Annotated in this window: 21 protein-coding genes and 1 tRNA gene; 15 read left to right on the top strand and 7 right to left on the bottom strand. The window is 68.1% G+C overall.

Translation table 11 applies throughout. The features are described from left to right. Positions 1–144 precede the first annotated feature (144 nt). From FR742_RS38305 to FR742_RS38295, 3 genes are all read left to right on the top strand, one after another. Positions 145–963 carry a hypothetical protein gene (locus FR742_RS38305; protein WP_148036131.1) on the top strand — a complete coding sequence of 273 codons (819 nt, stop codon included), beginning with the start codon at positions 145–147 and terminating at the stop codon, positions 961–963. 219 nt (positions 964–1,182) lie between these two features. Continuing rightward, positions 1,183–1,428, top strand: coding sequence for a hypothetical protein (locus tag FR742_RS38300; protein ID WP_222709258.1), 246 nt, complete (start codon positions 1,183–1,185; stop codon positions 1,426–1,428). Between the two features lie 10 nt (positions 1,429–1,438). Beyond that, entirely contained in the window at positions 1,439–1,924 is a 486-nt protein-coding gene (locus FR742_RS38295; protein ID WP_148036130.1) for a hypothetical protein, read from the top strand. Between the two features lie 184 nt (positions 1,925–2,108). Here FR742_RS38295 and FR742_RS38290 read toward each other — a convergent pair whose 3' ends face one another. The 4 genes from FR742_RS38290 to FR742_RS38275 form a co-directional block, all read right to left on the bottom strand. Then, a complete protein-coding gene (locus tag FR742_RS38290; RefSeq protein ID WP_222709344.1) occupies positions 2,109–2,369 on the bottom strand; it encodes a winged helix-turn-helix domain-containing protein in 261 nt (86 codons plus the stop codon). A 476-nt stretch (positions 2,370–2,845) separates the two neighbouring features. Then, complete coding sequence (locus FR742_RS38285; RefSeq protein ID WP_261809009.1) at positions 2,846–3,424, bottom strand: guanylate kinase; 579 nt, start codon at positions 3,422–3,424, stop codon at positions 2,846–2,848. A gap of 5 nt (positions 3,425–3,429) precedes the next feature. Continuing rightward, entirely contained in the window at positions 3,430–4,458 is a 1,029-nt protein-coding gene (locus tag FR742_RS38280) for an AAA family ATPase (RefSeq protein ID WP_148036127.1), read from the bottom strand. A gap of 247 nt (positions 4,459–4,705) precedes the next feature. Further along, complete coding sequence (locus tag FR742_RS38275; RefSeq protein WP_148036126.1) at positions 4,706–5,089, bottom strand: winged helix-turn-helix domain-containing protein; 384 nt, start codon at positions 5,087–5,089, stop codon at positions 4,706–4,708. A 151-nt stretch (positions 5,090–5,240) separates the two neighbouring features. Here FR742_RS38275 and FR742_RS38270 point away from each other — a divergent pair, with 151 nt between their 5' ends. From FR742_RS38270 to FR742_RS38240, 8 genes are all read left to right on the top strand, one after another. After that, the gene (locus tag FR742_RS38270) at positions 5,241–5,570 is read left to right on the top strand and encodes a hypothetical protein (protein WP_148036125.1); all 330 of its coding nucleotides are present in this window, start codon (positions 5,241–5,243) and stop codon (positions 5,568–5,570) included. Beyond that, a complete protein-coding gene (locus tag FR742_RS38265) occupies positions 5,563–6,897 on the top strand; it encodes an FtsK/SpoIIIE domain-containing protein (RefSeq protein ID WP_148036124.1) in 1,335 nt (444 codons plus the stop codon). The genes FR742_RS38270 and FR742_RS38265 overlap by 8 nt, the downstream gene beginning before the upstream one ends. 27 nt (positions 6,898–6,924) lie before the next feature. Continuing rightward, positions 6,925–7,623 (top strand): DUF2637 domain-containing protein, encoded by a 699-nt coding sequence (locus FR742_RS38260; protein WP_148036123.1) that lies wholly within the window; start codon positions 6,925–6,927, stop codon positions 7,621–7,623. 14 nt (positions 7,624–7,637) lie between these two features. Beyond that, positions 7,638–7,958, top strand: a complete 321-nt coding sequence (locus FR742_RS38255) for a hypothetical protein (RefSeq protein WP_148036122.1) — start codon at positions 7,638–7,640, stop codon at positions 7,956–7,958. Positions 7,959–7,970: 12 nt separating this feature from the next. Further along, positions 7,971–8,132 carry a hypothetical protein gene (locus FR742_RS44905; protein WP_187281571.1) on the top strand — a complete coding sequence of 54 codons (162 nt, stop codon included), beginning with the start codon at positions 7,971–7,973 and terminating at the stop codon, positions 8,130–8,132. Between the two features lie 5 nt (positions 8,133–8,137). After that, complete coding sequence (locus tag FR742_RS44900; RefSeq protein ID WP_187281570.1) at positions 8,138–8,287, top strand: hypothetical protein; 150 nt, start codon at positions 8,138–8,140, stop codon at positions 8,285–8,287. Positions 8,288–8,421: 134 nt separating this feature from the next. Next, entirely contained in the window at positions 8,422–9,747 is a 1,326-nt protein-coding gene (locus tag FR742_RS38245; protein ID WP_148037216.1) for a replication initiator, read from the top strand. Then, positions 9,737–9,919, top strand: coding sequence for an AlpA family transcriptional regulator (locus FR742_RS38240; protein ID WP_148036121.1), 183 nt, complete (start codon positions 9,737–9,739; stop codon positions 9,917–9,919). Before FR742_RS38245 ends, FR742_RS38240 begins: the two co-directional genes overlap by 11 nt. Before the next feature lie 77 nt (positions 9,920–9,996). Here FR742_RS38240 and FR742_RS38235 read toward each other — a convergent pair whose 3' ends face one another. Next, positions 9,997–11,319, bottom strand: coding sequence for an ISL3 family transposase (locus FR742_RS38235; RefSeq protein WP_148033658.1), 1,323 nt, complete (start codon positions 11,317–11,319; stop codon positions 9,997–9,999). A gap of 264 nt (positions 11,320–11,583) precedes the next feature. Here FR742_RS38235 and xerC point away from each other — a divergent pair, with 264 nt between their 5' ends. Further along, complete coding sequence (gene xerC / locus FR742_RS38230; RefSeq protein WP_222709257.1) at positions 11,584–12,648, top strand: tyrosine recombinase XerC; 1,065 nt, start codon at positions 11,584–11,586, stop codon at positions 12,646–12,648. Positions 12,649–12,732: 84 nt separating this feature from the next. Here the strand turns inward: xerC and FR742_RS38225 are convergent. Both FR742_RS38225 and FR742_RS38220 read right to left on the bottom strand, forming a co-directional pair. After that, a tRNA-Arg gene (locus tag FR742_RS38225) sits at positions 12,733–12,805 on the bottom strand. A 57-nt stretch (positions 12,806–12,862) separates the two neighbouring features. Next, the gene (locus FR742_RS38220; RefSeq protein ID WP_148036120.1) at positions 12,863–13,408 is read right to left on the bottom strand and encodes a hypothetical protein; all 546 of its coding nucleotides are present in this window, start codon (positions 13,406–13,408) and stop codon (positions 12,863–12,865) included. A 131-nt stretch (positions 13,409–13,539) separates the two neighbouring features. On the opposite strand from FR742_RS38220, the gene FR742_RS38215 reads away from it, so the two are divergent. From FR742_RS38215 to FR742_RS44895, 3 genes are all read left to right on the top strand, one after another. After that, the gene (locus FR742_RS38215) at positions 13,540–14,673 is read left to right on the top strand and encodes a sensor histidine kinase (RefSeq protein WP_261809008.1); all 1,134 of its coding nucleotides are present in this window, start codon (positions 13,540–13,542) and stop codon (positions 14,671–14,673) included. Between the two features lie 180 nt (positions 14,674–14,853). Beyond that, on the top strand, positions 14,854–15,525 hold the full coding sequence (locus FR742_RS38210) for a response regulator transcription factor (protein WP_308249186.1): 672 nt from the start codon (positions 14,854–14,856) through the stop codon (positions 15,523–15,525). 10 nt (positions 15,526–15,535) lie between these two features. Continuing rightward, entirely contained in the window at positions 15,536–15,856 is a 321-nt protein-coding gene (locus FR742_RS44895) for a hypothetical protein (protein ID WP_187281569.1), read from the top strand. Positions 15,857–16,195 lie beyond the last annotated feature (339 nt).

Raw genomic sequence — 16,195 nt, 5'->3', positions numbered from 1 at the left:
ACGTCCGGCGACGTCACCACCCACGGTTCCCTCCGGCCGGGCTCCGCCGAAGTCCGTCCGTGACAGCGTTGAGATCTTCATTCGCGAAGATCTCCCACGGCCTCCGTTCCGGACGGCACGGAATCGAGCGGGGAGTGCATGAGCATGGGTCGATGGACGATCGGGCTGGCTCTCGTGCTGACAGCATCGGTCTCGGTCATCGGCCCGCACGCCGAAGCCGTCACCGCTCCCGGTCCGGTCGCGGCGCTGAAGCGGCAGCTCAATGGTCATGGCGGGGTGCGGGAGACTTCGGTCTACCGAAGCGTCTGGGGTCCGAAGAAGGATAACGTCACCACCCGAGGGCGGGCCGTCTACAAGTTCGGTGGCGGTGGAATCGTGGCCGTCGATGTCCGCTACTCCAAGCCCTTACCTGGCGGCCCCTCCCGGGGCATCGGCTTCCCGGATCGTTCCTACGGCTGGTACCCCGACCGCCCCGCCTACCTGCCGGCGGGCAAGTCCTGGGTCTTGGAAACCAAGAAGAACGACCTGTCCCTGGAGTGCGGGCAGATCAGGCTGAGCGATCCCGCCACCCTCCGGCACGTGCTGTCCACCGCGGCGGCCAAGCGGCCCGCCGGCGTCTATGACGGCACCCGCACCACCCTTTATGAGGGCAGCACCACCATCGGCGAGCTGTACAAGCTCAATCCGCGTCTGTGGGTGGGCATGCTCGAAAAGCCCACGGGACGGTACGCGAGCTACGCCAAGTTGCCGGTCAAGTGGCGGCTGTGGCTTGGCTCGGATCAGCTCGTACGCAGGTGCCAGACGCGGTATGACGAGCCCGACTCCCCCTGGAAGGTCAAAGACCGCACTCTCCGAACCGCCGATGTGCGGTTCTCCGGCTGGGGCGACGCGATCGACATCAAGCCGCCTCCCGCCGAGGAGGTGGCTACGCAGGATGAACTGGACTTTTCCGACTTCGACTAAACGCGGCGATGGTGGGGGGGTCCGCTCGGTTGCGCTCGCTGCGCCGCTCGCGCCAGTATTCGCGTCGATACCCGGAACGATAGCGAAGCTTGCACTGGCTAGGGCTTCAGGCCGGCTACAGCGGTGAGACGCGGAACCAGACGGAAACCGCGCGGTGAGCTGCCTCCGGGACGCGCTGCCGCCGGACCCGAACCACGGCAGGCCGACGAGCCGATCCGCGTGCAGCGGCGCGTCAGCAGCCGCGGCCAGCTCTCCATCGCAGGCCAGCGCATCCGCGTCGGCATCGGCATCGGCATCGGCCACGCTGCCACGACCGTGACCATCGAGGACACCGACGAGACCTTCCGCATCACCAGGCATGCCAGCCAGGTCATCGCCGAGGTCGCCCGTACCACCATCAAGCCGATCGCCTGGTTCAAAGTCCGCAAGCCCCGGCACCAACGGAAGGTCACCTCGGGCGGGTAGAACTGCGTCCATGGACGTGATCAAGCTGCAGCAGGCATTGGACGACCTCTTCGACCAGTCCCTGCTGCGGCACGGCTTCGTGGATCACATGCGCGACTACCAGCTCGCGATCCTGCCGATGCCCGATCCCCGGACCGGGACCACACCGGCGCCGCTGCGTTACCTGTTCCGGTACTGCGTGCAGGCCACCTGCACCACCGCGCTGCCGGCCCACACCTGGCGGGTATCGCTCGACGACCGGCTCACCACCTACGAAAGCGGCGTCGAGCTCGACGGATACGTCTGGGGCGTCAACTTTCAGAGCCTTTATCCCGGTGCCACGCTCGTCAGCGACTCACCCATCGCCCGCAGCTGGGCCGCAGCCATCGGGATCGATTTCCATGAGGTCCGGATCGAGACCAACGTGCACGACCTCACTCTGGTCTTCTCCGACCTGCACATCGAAGAACTCCCGCCCCCTACGTCGGGACACGGTCACGAATTCCCGGTTCAATAGGCACCAGGAGAACGACAGATTATCTAGCCGGAGTGTCACCCACTCCCGAGCCGGATCTGTCACGCAGGTCCTGAGACCTGACACGATCTTGAGAGCCTTGATGACCTTGGCCCCCGGTCTGCGATGTCCGGCTGTCTGGACGGCACTCTACGGTTCCCTGGTGTGCTGAACCGGTCGGCTGCAATTAGGCGCTGGGCGGGTTGTCGCCAGTGCCGGGTTCGGTGCGCTGGCCGACGAAGCTGCCCAGGTTGGGGATCGTGTAGATGAGCTTCTCGTCGCGTAGCCGTTGCATGGCCTTGCGGAGGGTGCCGCGGGCTACACCGAACTCCTGCATGAGCTGCACTTCGGACAGCTTGTGTTTCGGGGGATAGGTGCCGTCACTGATCCGCCGGCGGAGGGTGTCGGTGATCTGCTCCCACCTGAAGCGATCCGGCTCGAACTCCATCACGGTCTAACCATAGAAATACCTGAACATACGTCTCGTTCCAGCCCATGCTTTGACATGGCATGGACAGGCTTGAACAGGGCCGCTACTGTGCCCGTATGGCGATGCCCGGCTATGACACCGACACGTTCCGCGTCGGCGGTGAGCAGATCAGACCACTCGTTGCCCCACATGGGGTCAGGAACGCAGGGCGGTGAGATCGTGACTCGTCTGGGTTCTCGTTCCGAGTACCACGGCGCCCACGCCAGAGCTCCAGAGCCGGACGCAGAACCGGTCGACTGGAGCCCGCCAACGCGCCGGGCTCAGCGGGTACGAGTGCGCGCACACACCTGTTGCTGTCGTCGACCCGCCTTCGAGTTGTGCGCGGCCGCCGGCCTGTGGTTTGTGCGGCGCATGACCGACAATGGCGTGGCCATGGAGAGCCCCTGGACGTCGCCACGGGCCGCAATGGAGCTGTGGGAGCAGATCCTCCGTGGTCAGGCGCGGTGAATGGATGGCCTGGCCCGGTGATTGGGCGCCGCCGCTCGTGGGTCCTCGAAAGCGCGGACAATTCGGCGAGCGGCCCCGGCAGGCGTGATCTCGTGGGTGCGGAAGCGGCAGGTGAACAGGCTCTCGTCGTAACGGTTCAGATCGGCCATGGCTTCGTCCCACGCGCGCAATCGCTGAACAGTGTCGTTGTCCCCGCGCTGGCGGGATCGCTGTTCGCATACCTCACGCGGCACCCACAGCAGGACGAGCAGCCACGGGCCGGAGTCGAGCAGGCGGCGGATGTCGGGGATGCTGCCCATGTGCACGACCGGTACCTGCTTGGCCATGGCGATCCGCTCGACCTGGTGGCGGTCGACGGCGTAGGCGTTGCCGTATCGGTGACTCTCGACCAGCAGCCGCCCGGCGGTGCGCAGCTCGGCCAGGCGCTCGAAGCTGACGAACTCGTACTCATCGCCGTTCCGGGTGCCGGCCTTGAGCTTGCGTAGCAGCACGAACCGGGGATCGAGCGAGGTCAGGGCGGCGGTCAGGGTGCTCTTGCCACTCGCCGGCGGCCCGTACAGCACCACGCCTCTCACGCGAGAATTCGTTTCAATGTCTCGCGGGTCTGGTCGGCCAGGCTGATCGCGGCTCCGAGGCGGTTGTCGACGGTGATGTGGGCAGTCTCGGGGCTGCTGTCGGTGTCGAGGCCGCTGATGTACGTCTCCCAGTTCTGCAGCTTCCACGCGTCCCGAGGGGCGCCGCGGAACTCGATGTACTCCCGCATGGACTCGACATCGCAGCGCACCCAAACCACCGCGACATCGATGCCCTTGGCGGCGCACCGGTTGGTCAGCCGGGAGATCCAGGCGGGGTCGGCCAGCTCGGCGATGAACGGTGCGGCCAGGATGGCTGAGGTGCCGACCTTGAGGTTGTCGAACGCGGTCTCCATCAGGCACCGGTACTCCAGCGGCCGGACCTCGCTCAGGTAGAGCTCGGTGTGCCGGTCGTGTGGGTCGCCGCCGAGGGAGACGAGCAGCCGTTCGACCATGGCGCGGGTGATTGAGTCCTTGTCCAAGAAGGCCCAGCCGGTGATGTCGGACAGGAAGCGGGAGAACTCGCTCTTGCCCGATCCGGCGTAGCCGCCCACGAGAATCAGGATCGGTTTGGGGCTGCCCTGCCCGTGTCGGCGTCGCCAGGCATCCACGACGCGGTTCAGGAGGGCGTTCTGCTCAGCGTTGGCGGGGGCGCCGGAGACTTTGACGAGTGTCTCTTCGATGACCTGGGCGGCGGCGTTGTCAGCGGCGGGGTCGGAGGGTTGAGGCAAATCCGAGATGGAATTTTCCACTTCGGCTATTTCGCCGGGAAGCGGCAGCCGGAAACCCAGGGTCGGCTCATTCGCCTGATAGAGCAGGCAATAGGCACGGCGGTAGTGAGGTCCGGGATATACCGATCCCTGTTCGTGTGCCCAGAGTGTCTGGAAATTGGCGGCCGGTGCGGACAGGCCGTGCCTGCGGGCGACCTGGCGGAGCTGGTCACCTGCGGCTTCCAAGGTGAGGCCGTGTGCCTCGCGGTGCTGGCGCAGGATGATCGGCTGCCATCCGGGGCGGTGAATTGTCTTCATCGCATCCTTTTGACGCACTTCGAGGGGCGGGCATGTGTAAGAGCATGTGTAACCGCCGTGCAGGCAGCAATGCAGAAGCTTAGCTAACGCTCCGTGATACTCAAGAGCGCGAATCCGCGGTGAACTATCGGCATCCCCGCCGGGATAACGACCAGCCAGAAAAGGGGTGCCGAAATGACCGCAAACAAAGAACTGCTGGACGAGCTTCGTGCGATCCGGTCCGAGATGGAGGAGCTGGCCTGTCGGGTCAGCGAGATCGCTTCGGCTCTCGGAACACGGCCTTCTCAAGGTCGGCGATCCGCTCGCCGAGATCCGCCAGAGCGCCGCGCATCTGGGCGAGCTGCTCCATGAGCTCAGAAGAGCCGGCCTGCTCGGATCGGTCGGCCTCCTCGGCTCGGGCCGCGGCGTCCTCGCGCACGAAGACGCCCTTGCCCTGCTGGCCGACGATAAGCCCCTCGGTACGAAGCACGCTGATGGCCGCCTTGACCACGCTGGCGGACACGTCGTAGCGCTGGCCTAGCTGGGCGGTCGACGGCAGCGCGGCGCCGGGCGCGAGTGAGCCCGATCTGATCTGCGCGCGCAAGTCGTCGGCTATCTGGAGATAGCCGGGCCGACCGGTCTTCTCGACCATCCGCCGCCTTCCACGAGGTGCCTGTCTCTCCAGTTCAGCACAGGCGACACGACATGCCAACCAAGTCTGCGTGGAAGCCCTTGACAACTTGGAATGCTAAGCGTTCTATGTATGCAGAGAGTCACTGATCCGATACTCGAAGGAACCCGCCATGCGTACCGTCCCCATCCCTGTCGACACGAACAAGCTCACGATCACCTGCGTGAAGGCCCCGCGCCCTCGCGTCCTCAACCGCGACACCGGCGAGATCAAGACCGACAAGAACGGCAACACCGTCTACGAGGTCACCGTCTCCGTGGAAGACGAGACCGGCCGGATCGAACTCGTCAAGATCGGCATCACCGGAGAGCCGCCCATCAAGGCCGGCGACCCGGTCAACGCTGTCGGCCTGCTCGGCTACGTCTGGGAGATCGCCGGCCGCTGGGGCATCTCCTACCGCGCCACCGCCCTCCTCCCGCTACGGGAGGCGGCCGATGTCTGACCTGCTCTGGTGGGCGCTCGGGGTCCTGGCCGCGGTCGCGGCCGGGCTCTGGGCCTGGCGCCGCTGGCACTACCGGTCCTTCTGGTTCGTGGTCGGCTTCCCGATAGTGGCCATCACCGTGCGGGCCACCTGGCGCAAGGTCGCGCTCGGCTGCGGCCTGACCAAGAAGCGGCAGCGCTTCTGGTTCACCACCGTCCCCGGCCTGGTCTCCTCGACCGGCGTCGTCCGCGTCCGACGCAAGTTCCAGCGCGTCGCCGTGGACACCAAGCCCTGGATGTGGCTGCCCCTGCCGACCCGGCACGGCTGGCGCGTCACCCTGCACACCCTGGAAGGCCAGATCCCCGGCGACTACGCCGACGTCGCCGAACGGCTCGCCCATTCCTGGGGCGTGCACGCCGTGCGCGTCTCCTCCGACAAGCCCGGGCGGGTACGGCTGGCCGCGACCATGCGCGACCCGCTGGTCAAGGTCGACGAGCTGCCGCCCTCGACCGAACTGCTCAAGGTCACCGTCGGCCGGTTGGAGACCGGCGGGCCGTGGGTCGTCGACTTCAAGACCGTCCCGCACTGGCTGAACGCCGGAGCCACGCAGTCTGGCAAGTCCAACCTCGCCAACGCCCTGATCGTCGGCCTGGCGCCACAGCCAGTGGCGCTGGTCGGCTTCGACCTCAAGGGCGGAGTCGAGTTCACCCCGTACGCGCCGCGCCTGTCGGCGCTGGCCACCAGTCGAGCCGAGTGCGGCGGGCTGCTCGATGACCTGGTGGCGCTCATGACCGACCGGATGGGCGTGTGCCGGATGGCCGCCGCGCGCAACATCTGGCAACTCCCGCCCACCATGCGGCCGGTCCCGGTCGTGGTCCTGGTCGACGAGCTCGCCGAGCTCTACCTGATGGCCGACAAGAGTGAGAAGGACGAGATCGCCAAGACCTCGACCGCGCTGCTGCGGGTGGCGCAGCTCGGGCGGGCGTTCGGCATCTACCTGTTCTGCTGCGGCCAGCGGATCGGCTCCGACCTCGGGCCTGGCGTCACGGCGCTGCGGGCGCAGTGCTCGGGCCGGATCTGCCATCGGGTCAACGATCCGGAGACCGCGACCATGACGCTCGGCGACCTCGACCCGGCCGCGCTCGACTCCGCCCGCGCCATCCCGTCCGAGACACCCGGTGTCGCCATCGTCGCGAGCCAGGACGGCCAGTGGTACCGGGCCCGCTCCTTCTACGTCAGCGAAGCCGCGGCCGAACACGCCGCCCGCACCTACGCCGGCCTCGCCCCGGCCTGGGCGGACGTGATGGCCGCGCAGCCTCACGAACTGCCCGACTCGCAGACCGCCTGACCGCCTGACCAGAAGGGAGGAATCGTGATGTGCCGCTTGGCCGCCTGGCTGCTCGACACCGGCCCCGTCCTCGTCCTGGCCCTCATCGCCGGAGCGGGCTCGTTCACTCACATCCGCGACACCGCCACCGAGCACGGCCAGCACGGCTGGATGGCCTGGGCCGTGGCCGTCTGCATCGACCTCACGTGCGTGATGGCCGCTCGCGAGCGCCAGCGTGACAAGAAGACCGGCCGCATCCGACGGGGCCCGGTCTCCTGGCCGGTGCTCGTCCTGGCCGGCGGCGTCGTGCTGTCGCTGGCGGCGAACCTGCAACAGGCCGACTCGACCGTGTGGGGCTGGATCACGGCAGCCACCCCGGCCGCTGCGTTCCTCGTCGCCGTCTCCATGCTGGAGCGCCGCGCCGCTGCCAACCGCCTGGAGCCGTCCCCGGACGTGCCGCAGACGTCCCCGTCCTGGACGGCGGCGTCCCCGCCCGTCCCCGAACGTCCGCAAGCCGTCCCGTACGAGGACCGTCCCGCGCTCGTCCCCGCCAGCCAGGACGGCCAGGACGACCGGCAGGACGACGGGCCCACGCCCGACCCGGCACTCGTCGACTACGCCCGCCGCGTCGCCGACGAACATCACACCACCTACGGCAAGCCCATCACCCGCGACCAGCTCCGCGCCCGCCTGGGCGTGTCCAACCAGCTCGCCTCAGACCTGCTGCGCACCCTCCGCACCGCATGACAAGGAGATCACCGATGACCAACGACCGCACCGCGTTCATCCACGGCCTCATCCACCTGGCCGTCTTCCTCCAAGCCAACCCCGACGCGCCCACACCCCGGAGGGCCGTCGTCCACTACTTCGCGCGGGACGCCGACGACGACCAGATGCGCGCCCAGATCGACGCCATCGCCGACCTTCTCGGCAGCCCGGTCGACCCGGGCGGCGGCCACTACGCCACGTCGGTGTGCTTCGGCCCTGTCGAGTACCGGGCCGTGGCCATCCTGTCCGACGCCCGCGCCCGCCACGCCGCCCACGACAGCTACCGCGACTGCATCACACCCGACACCAACTGAAGGAGAACCACCATGCGCATCCGCCTCGAAGGAAACCGCGCCGAGATCGCGCTCGGCATGCTCCACCTGCGCGAGGTCTTCGACGTCACCTCGATGTCGCGGGCCTACCCCGACCGCGCCCGGCCCCGCAGCTACCGCATGTACGTGACGATCACCCCGCGCAAGAGCCGGTGACCGCCATGACCGAACAGCCCTGGGCCGACTGGCCCGAGATCCTCGACGCCATCCCGATCGTCCGCTACCGCTGCTGCACCTGCGGCGGCACCGGCCTCACCGACGACACCTGCGCCGACTGCCACGGCACCGGCATCGACAACCACGGCGCCTGAATCGCTGTAGCGCCCCCCGCCTGGCCACACATCCGCCAAGACGTCCGCCAGGCCGGGGGCCATCCCACACCAGCAACACTGGATAGGACGGTCCCATCTTGCCCTGCCTTGCCCACTCCCACGCCGTCGCCGGAATGATCGACCGGCTCAACCACCCCGACTACGACCGCTGGGCCTCCCAAATCCGCGCCACCGGCGGCTGCCGCCAGCCCATCCACCTGCGCGGCAAGGTCGACCACTACGACCAGGCAACCGGCCAACTCCTGCACCGCTACACCACCCGCACCGAACCCGACGGCATCCTGCGCGTGCCGTGCAAGACCCGCCGCGCCTCCCGCTGCCCGGCCTGCGCCGAGACCTACCGCGCCGACACCTACCAACTCATCCGCGCCGGCCTCGTCGGCGGCAAAGGCGTCCCGGAGACGGTCAGCGCACACCCGTGCCTGTTCGTCACCCTGACCGCCCCGTCCTTCGGAGCCGTGCATGTCCGGCGGGAGAAGAACGGCAAGGTCCTGCCCTGCCACGCCCGCCGCAACGCCGACACCTGCCCGCACGGACAGGTGATGTCCTGCACTGCCCGGCACTCCGCCGACGACTCCCGACTCGGGGAACCGCTCTGCCCGGACTGCTACGACTACGAAGGCTCAGTCCTGTTCAACGCGATCAGCCCCGAGCTGTGGCGGCGCTTCACCGAAGCCCTACGCCGCCGCTTCGCCAAACTCTCCGGCCTCACCCTCAAGACCCTGCGTGAGCAGGCCGTCATCTCCTTCGCCAAGGTCGCCGAGTACCAACGGCGCGGCCTGGTCCACTTCCACGGCGTCATCCGCCTCGACGGCCCGGACGGCCCCACCTCACCGCCCCCGGCCTGGGCCACCGCCGACGCACTGGCCGACGCCATCCAACACGCGGCGACGGTCGTGACCGCCGAGGTCAAGCCGCTGGCCCGGACCTTCCGCTGGGGCGAGCAGCTCGACATCCGCCGCATCACCCTGGACGGCGAACTCACAGAGCAGGCCGTCGCCGCCTACATCGCCAAGTACGCCACCAAAGCCGCCGAGTGCGTCGGCACCCTGGACCGGCGCATTCAGTCCCTCGACGACCTCGACGCCCTCCCGATCCGGCCCCACGCCCGCCGGCTGATCGACGCCTGTATGCGCCTGGGTGCCCTGGAAGACCTGGCCGATCTCCGGCTGATCCAGTGGGCCCACATGCTCGGCTTCCGCGGCCACTTCTCCACCAAATCCCGCCGCTACTCCACCACCCTCGGTGCCCTCCGCGCCGCCCGTGAAGAACACATGCGCGCCGAGAACATCACCACCGGCCGCCTGCCCCTCTTCAAGGAAGACACCGTCCTCGTGATCGCGCACTGGGAGTACGCCGGACAAGGCCTCACCCTAGGAGACCAGATCCTCGCCGCCGCCCTGACCGGAACCCAGCTCGGAGCCCCAAATGACCTCTGAACTGCTCACCGTTCCTCAAGCCATGGCCGTGCTGAAGGTCAGCCGCTGGACTCTCTACAACCTCATCCGCTCCGGCGAACTCGCCTCCATCGTCGTCGGCGTCCGCTGCCGCCGCATCCCGTCGTCCGCCCTGGACGCCTACATCACCCGCCTGTGCGAGGAGGCCATCTGATGGGCAAGCGCTCAAACGGCGAAGGCTCGATCTTCCCGTACAAAGGCGGCTGGGCAAGCTATATAGGCTCTTCGAAGTTAAGCGGGGTTGAGGCAGCCGCGGCTTTTTCGTGTGGTGGCGCAGCGAGTGCGCAGTCGTTGTGATTCGGGGTTGCGGAAACCGTAGGCGTCACGGGCGACGGTCTTGATCACGCGGTTGGTCCCCTCGGAGCCCGCGTTGGTGATGCCGGTCCGGATGAAGGCGAGGATCTGTGGCCACCAGGTCTCAATGGTGCTCGCCAGCCGTTCGAGTTCGGGCAGGCCGGAGGCTGCGCACCGATCGTAGAAACGGAACAGCCGGTCGGCGATCACGGTCCGGTCGGGGTGGGCGCGCGCCAGCGCGAGCACATCCAGCAGATCTTCCTTGGCATTCCACGCAGCCAGAATCGGCGCTCCGAGCCGTCTGGGCAGGGCCATCAGATCGTCCAGCATCGGGTCGAGCTGCGAGCCGTGCATCCGGGCGGCCGAGCGCGTCAGCCGGTTGCGTAGCTCCCACTCCCGGTTGCCCTTACGGCCACGCCGCCCGCGCACCTGCACGGTCAGGCGCCGCCGGACCTCGGTGACAGCGGCGTTGGCCAACTGCACCACATGGAAGTGATCGACGACCAGGACCGCGTGCGGCAGCGCGGCCCGCACGGCCGCCTTGAAGATCGTGCACATGTCGATCGCGACGTGCGCCACCTGCTCCTTCCACTCCTGGCCACGTGCCTCCAGCCAGTCGACGACCGCCTGCGTGGTGCGGCCCTCGACCTGGCCGAGCAGGCCCTGACCGTGGGACAGGTCCACGAACCCGACATGCCAGCGGTCCACCACCGCCTTCCACGCCTGCGCCGCCTCGTCATAGACCCAGCGGGGACGGCCACGGCGCGTCTCATCGATCCCCAGCACGGCGACCGGCTCCGGCTCGGCCGGCAGCACCCGCCCGGCATGGACGGTGAACGCCGCCGAGGCCACCGGCCAGGACACCCTGTGATCCCGTGCCGACTGCACGATCGTGCGACCGCCGTCGGCCACCGCCGCACCACTGGACCGGCGTAACCGCTGGGTCAGCCTCGCCCGTGCCGGGATCTGCGGCACCTGCTCGGTGAACGTCTTGCGCGGACAGTCAGCCGAACAGATCCAGCGCCTCTTGCGCCACAGCAGCTGGCAGTGGCGGCCGGCGATCGGCAGATCGCGCGGCTGGGTGGTCACCCACTCCTTCATCCGGGTGGCCATCACCCCGCAGCCGGGGCACACCCGCGCCCGCTCGTCCATCGTCGCCAACCAGACGATCGGCCCCTCACCAGCGTGTTCATCTCTTGCGATGACCTCGACGACGGCCAGGCCATCCAGGCCCAGCAACCGCGTCGTATCGTTGACCATGCTCGCGGCTCTTCTGTTGTGATCTTCTGCGTAGACAACAGAAATGATCGACGAGAGCCGCGAGCTCCCTCAAGAGGCGATCTCACCCCAGCCACGCGACCGGGGGCGGCAGGCAGACCTCAACCCCGATCAAGTTCGAAGAGCCGCTATATATGGGTCACCACACCAGAGGGCAAGCGCACCCGCAAATGGGCCTACGGCAAGACCCGCGAGGAAACCCACGAGAAGTGGCTCCAGCTCCACGACCAGGCCCGCAAAGGCCCCGTGGCCACCAAGCACGAGACCGTGGCTGCCTTCCTCAAGCGCTGGCTCGTCGAGGTCATCGAGCCGAACCGGGAGCCGACGACGTACGTCGCCTACGAACCGCTCGTGCGGCTGTACATCATCCCCGGACTGGGCAAGAAGCGGCTCGACAAGCTCACCGTCCGCGACGTCCAAGCCTGGCTCAACACCCTGCCCACCCTCTGCACCTGCTGCGACCAGCAGAAAGATCACAAGCGGCCCGAGCGCAAGCGGCGGTGCTGCTCGATCGGTAAGTGCTGCAAGGGTTACCTCTCCCGCAGCAGCATCGCCGGCATCCGCCGAGTCCTACGCGCTGCTCTCGGTCATGCCCTTCGGGAAGAGGTGATCACGAAGAACGTCGTTTCGCTGACCACGCTGCCAAGCGCCAGCAAGACCAAGAAGAAGCGCCAGCACACCGTGTGGACCGTCGACGAGGCTCGCAAGTTCCTCGAACATCTACGGGAAATCGACGATCCGCTCTATGCCGCCTACGTGCTCATCCTCGTCCTGGGCCTCCGCCGTGGTGAGGTCCTCGGCCTCGCCTGGGACTGCGTCGACCTCGTCGGCGAACAACTCTGGATCTCCCGTCAGCTCACCAGGGTCGGAGGCCAGCTCCTGCATCGGGAGACGACCAAGACGGAAGACTCAACGGCCTCCCTGCCGCTCTTCGGCCTGTGCGTCACCGCCCTCCGGCACCGTATGCGCACCCAGGAACAAGCACATAAGACGGCCGGAGACAACTGGAAGAACTCGGAGCTGGTGTTCACGACACGGACAGGCACACCCATCGAGCCGCGCAACTTCAACCGGGCCTTCGAAAGCCACTGCCGCCGAGCAGGCGTCCCGCGCATCCGCGTCCACGACACCCGCCACACGTGCGCCTCGCTCCTGGCCGCCCTCGACGTCCACCCACGCGTGGCGATGCGCATCCTGCGACACTCGCAGATCTCGATGACCATGGACGTGTACACCCAGATACCGAGCCCCGAGACCCGAAAGGCCCTCGACCGGCTGAATCAGCGTCTGACTACCGAATCAGCCGATTAAGCTCGGCCGCGTTGCTGTATAACGCTGCTGTACGAGATCGAAAAAGGCCCTCCGGGATCATCCCAGAGGGCCTTTGACCAGGTGCGCGGCCGAGAGGACTCGAACCCCTAACCTTCTGATCCGTAGTCAGATGCTCTATCCATTGAGCTACGGCCGCTCGCTGCGTAAGCAAGCATAGCGGGTTCTGAGCGATGCCTCGAACCAGTTACGGCTTTCATGACCCCGCCGGTTCCTCCTTCTTGGGCCACAGTGTGTAGCTGACCGGCCAGATCAGGGCGATCAGCGGGACCTTGGCCGCCTGGCCGAGGAACATGTACAGCTCCCCCATGCTCCCCGGCTTCCCCACGAGCCAGCCCATGACCAGGACGACCGCCCAGGCGATCCCGTACGCGAGGACGATCCGCAGCCAGAAGATCCACTCGGAGCGGGTTCTGGCGGAGCCGGCCTCGGGCGGGCGGGGCGGTGGGGGGCCGCCGGCGTAGCGGTGGTGGAATTTGGCGTCGGCCCACTTGAGCGTGCTGTGGCCGAACACGATCGAATAGGCGAGGTACGCGGCCGCGAGGCCGTGTTTGAAGTCCGCCGGGGCGCCGCCGCGCATGTCGATGACCGCCGCCGCGAGCAGGATCACGTCCAGCAGGGGGACGCTGATCAGCAGGATGTTGCTGAGGGTGCGGCGGTTCCACAGGTAGCGGCAGGCGAGGCCGAGACCGAGCAGGATCCAGAAGCCGATCTCGCAGGCGATGATGACGGCGACAATCACGATGTCCAGTCTTCCGGCTCGTACAGGGAAAACATCCTCTTGGGGGACGGCCTGTGGATACATCGAAGTGTGTATCCACAGGCCGTCCCGCGAAGGATCGAATTCGCCGCGCGACGTGGTGGGATGTGGGCATGAACCGCGTGGCGCTGGGTGCGGGCCTGGCCTTTCTCGTGGGCCTGGCGCTGATCGAGTCCGGGGCCCGCATCGACCGCGGCGTGCCCGATTGGGTGCTCGCCATCCCGCTGGCGATCACGTGTCTGGCCGTGCTGCTGCGTTACCGGTCGCCGCTGGGCTCGCTCGGGCTGGGCACGGTGGGAGTCGTCCTCGACCTGTTCGTGGGGCCGTCGCTGGGCACGGTGCTCGTCTACACCGACAATCTGTACGCGGCCGCGCTCTACGGGCCGGCCCGGTTCTCCCGCTGGCTGCTGGTGATCACGACGGTGGCGGCGGTGGGGACCGGGGCGGTGACGGGGTTTCTCTGGGCCGACTGGCGGGCGCTCGCGCTCACCGTGGTCCAGCTGGGGCTGATCCTGGTCACGCCGGTGACCACCGCCCACATCCTGCGCCAGCACCGCGACCAGGCGGCGGCCGAGCGGGCCAGGGCCGAGCAGGTGGCGCGGCTGGCGGAGCTCGACCGGCAGGCGGCCATCACGTCCGAGCGGACACGGATGGCGCGCGAGCTGCATGACATGATCGCCAACCATTTCAGCGCCATCGCCATCCAGTCCACCGCGGTGCTGTCACGCAAGGACCTCGACGCGGCCACCGTGCGGACGATCATGGAGTCCGTACGGGAGAACAGCGTGCAGGGCCTGGCCGAGATGCGTTCCATGATCGGGCTGCTGCGGCAGGAGGGCGACGAGGGCGAGGCCCTGAGACCTCGGCTGCGCGACGCCGAGGGCCTGGTGGAGCGGTCGCGCCAGTCCGGGCTGGCCACCGAGCTGAGCGTCGACGGCCCGCCCCGTGACCTGCCCGCGCCCATTGACCTGGCGGCCTACCGGATCCTCCAGGAGGCGCTGACCAACGCGCTCAAACACGGCGACTCGCCGGCCAGGGTTCATCTGGTGTACGAGCCGGACCAGGTGTCGATCACCGTCGACAACGCGGCGAGCAGCCGGGACGACCGGCTGCCAGGGGCCGGTGCGGGCCTCGTGGGGATGAAGGAGCGGGCCGGTCTCGTGGGCGGGACGTTCGAGGCCGGGCCGCACGCGGACGGCTGGCGTGTCTCGGCGACGCTCCCGGCGCCGGGCCGGGAGGCGACGTGAAGTCCTCCAGGGTGGATGAAGGGCACCGTCGCCGGACGGACGGTGGCAACGCGGCATACGTCAAGGGGATCGCTGGGCGAGCTCGCAGCGCGGCATACGTCGGTGAGACCGGTGGACGAGGTTGCAGCGCGGCATACGTCGATGGGGCCGGTGGGGGAGATTGCAGCGTGGCATACGCCGGTGGGTGAGCTGGTGAAAGGCGAGGTGGGCCGAGTGGGCATCAAGGTGCTGGTGGCTGACGATCATGCCGCCGTGCGGGCCGGGATCGTGCTGATCCTGGATGGCGACGAGGACATCGAGGTGGTCGGGGAGGCGGCCGACGGTGTGGAAGCGGTCGCCATGGCCAAGGAGCTGCGGCCCGACGTGGTGCTGATGGACATCCGCATGCCCAGGATGGACGGCATCTCGGCCACGGCGGAGCTGGCGGGCATCACCGATGTGCTGATCCTGACGACGTTCGACGTGGACGAGTACGTGTTCGGCGCGTTGCGGGCAGGGGCCGCCGGGTTCCTGTTGAAGAACACGGACGCGGACGCGCTGGTCGACGCGGTGCGCTTGGTAGCCGGGGGTGACGGGCTGATCTCGCCGGGGGTGACGCGCAGGCTGATCAAGGCGTTCGGGGAGCAGGCGCCGGCGCGGCGGGAGCCGGTGGATCCGAAGACGCTGACGCCTCGGGAGCGGGAGGTGCTGGCGTGCATCGGGCGGGGGCTGTCCAACGCGGAGATCGCCGAAGAGCTCGCCATGGCCGAGGCGACGACGAAGACGCACGTCAGCCGGGTGCTCCACAAGCTGGGCCTGAAGAGCAGGGTGCAGGCGGCCATCTACTACTCAGAAGGGGAGATAGGGCCGTAATGTGGGCGTCGTGTCCATGCCACCGCCTCAACAGCCACAGCAGCCCCGGTCCACCGGCGTGGTCGTGGGGCTCGCGGTGGTCGGGCTCTTCGCCTACATCGTGGTCAACGTCTTCGTGGGGGTCGTCGCCGTGTCGATGGCCACGAACGTGGTGCTGGCACTGGCGGCCGGTTTCCTGGCCGTCGGCGCGCTCGGGGGCGGGGTGGTGTTGCTGTCGCTGCGCAGGCCGTGGTCCAAAGGGCTGGGCCTGGGGTTGATGATCGGCTGGGGGTTGGTGTCGATCGTGTCGGCCGGCTGGTGCACGGGGCTCAATCCGGGGTTGTACGCCTGAAAGCGGACGTCAACCGGCGGGTTCCATCCTGTTCGTCGGCCAAGAGGGAGAGGGATGACGACACCACCGCCGGACGATCCCGGCAAGCACGATCCGGGCCAGGAGGGACCGACCCGAAACTTCCGTGACGGGCTGCCGGGACAGGTTCCGCCGCCACCGCCACAGGGAGCGCCGTGGCAAGCGCCTCCCCCGGAGGGTCCTCCCTGGCAGGGCCCGCCGCAAGGCCACGCGCAGGAGCCGCCGCAGGGTCCTCCCTGGCAGGGCTCACCGCACGGCCCACCGCAGGGCCCGCCGCACGGCCCACCGCAGGGCCCGCCGCACGGCCCACCGCAGGGCCCG

This window comes from Nonomuraea sp. C10, from assembly GCF_008017515.1.
Taxonomy (GTDB): Bacteria; Actinomycetota; Actinomycetes; order Streptosporangiales; family Streptosporangiaceae; genus Nonomuraea; species Nonomuraea ferruginea.
This window is presented reverse-complemented; position numbering and strand designations above follow the sequence as displayed.

Bases quoted from the DNA above. Each gene is read 5' to 3' on its own strand.
- FR742_RS38305 (WP_148036131.1), top strand. From the start codon at position 145: ATGGGTCGATGGACGATCGGGCTGGCTCTCGTGCTGACAGCATCGGTC.
- FR742_RS38295 (WP_148036130.1), top strand. From the start codon at position 1,439: ATGGACGTGATCAAGCTGCAGCAGGCATTGGACGACCTCTTCGACCAG.
- FR742_RS38290 (WP_222709344.1), bottom strand. From the start codon at position 2,369: ATGGAGTTCGAGCCGGATCGCTTCAGGTGGGAGCAGATCACCGACACC.
- FR742_RS38280 (WP_148036127.1), bottom strand. From the start codon at position 4,458: ATGAAGACAATTCACCGCCCCGGATGGCAGCCGATCATCCTGCGCCAG.
- FR742_RS38275 (WP_148036126.1), bottom strand. From the start codon at position 5,089: ATGGTCGAGAAGACCGGTCGGCCCGGCTATCTCCAGATAGCCGACGAC.
- FR742_RS38270 (WP_148036125.1), top strand. From the start codon at position 5,241: ATGCGTACCGTCCCCATCCCTGTCGACACGAACAAGCTCACGATCACC.
- FR742_RS38265 (WP_148036124.1), top strand. From the start codon at position 5,563: ATGTCTGACCTGCTCTGGTGGGCGCTCGGGGTCCTGGCCGCGGTCGCG.
- FR742_RS38260 (WP_148036123.1), top strand. From the start codon at position 6,925: ATGTGCCGCTTGGCCGCCTGGCTGCTCGACACCGGCCCCGTCCTCGTC.
- FR742_RS38255 (WP_148036122.1), top strand. From the start codon at position 7,638: ATGACCAACGACCGCACCGCGTTCATCCACGGCCTCATCCACCTGGCC.
- FR742_RS44905 (WP_187281571.1), top strand. From the start codon at position 7,971: ATGCGCATCCGCCTCGAAGGAAACCGCGCCGAGATCGCGCTCGGCATG.
- FR742_RS44900 (WP_187281570.1), top strand. From the start codon at position 8,138: ATGACCGAACAGCCCTGGGCCGACTGGCCCGAGATCCTCGACGCCATC.
- FR742_RS38245 (WP_148037216.1), top strand. From the start codon at position 8,422: ATGATCGACCGGCTCAACCACCCCGACTACGACCGCTGGGCCTCCCAA.
- FR742_RS38240 (WP_148036121.1), top strand. From the start codon at position 9,737: ATGACCTCTGAACTGCTCACCGTTCCTCAAGCCATGGCCGTGCTGAAG.
- FR742_RS38235 (WP_148033658.1), bottom strand. From the start codon at position 11,319: ATGGTCAACGATACGACGCGGTTGCTGGGCCTGGATGGCCTGGCCGTC.
- FR742_RS38215 (WP_261809008.1), top strand. From the start codon at position 13,540: ATGAACCGCGTGGCGCTGGGTGCGGGCCTGGCCTTTCTCGTGGGCCTG.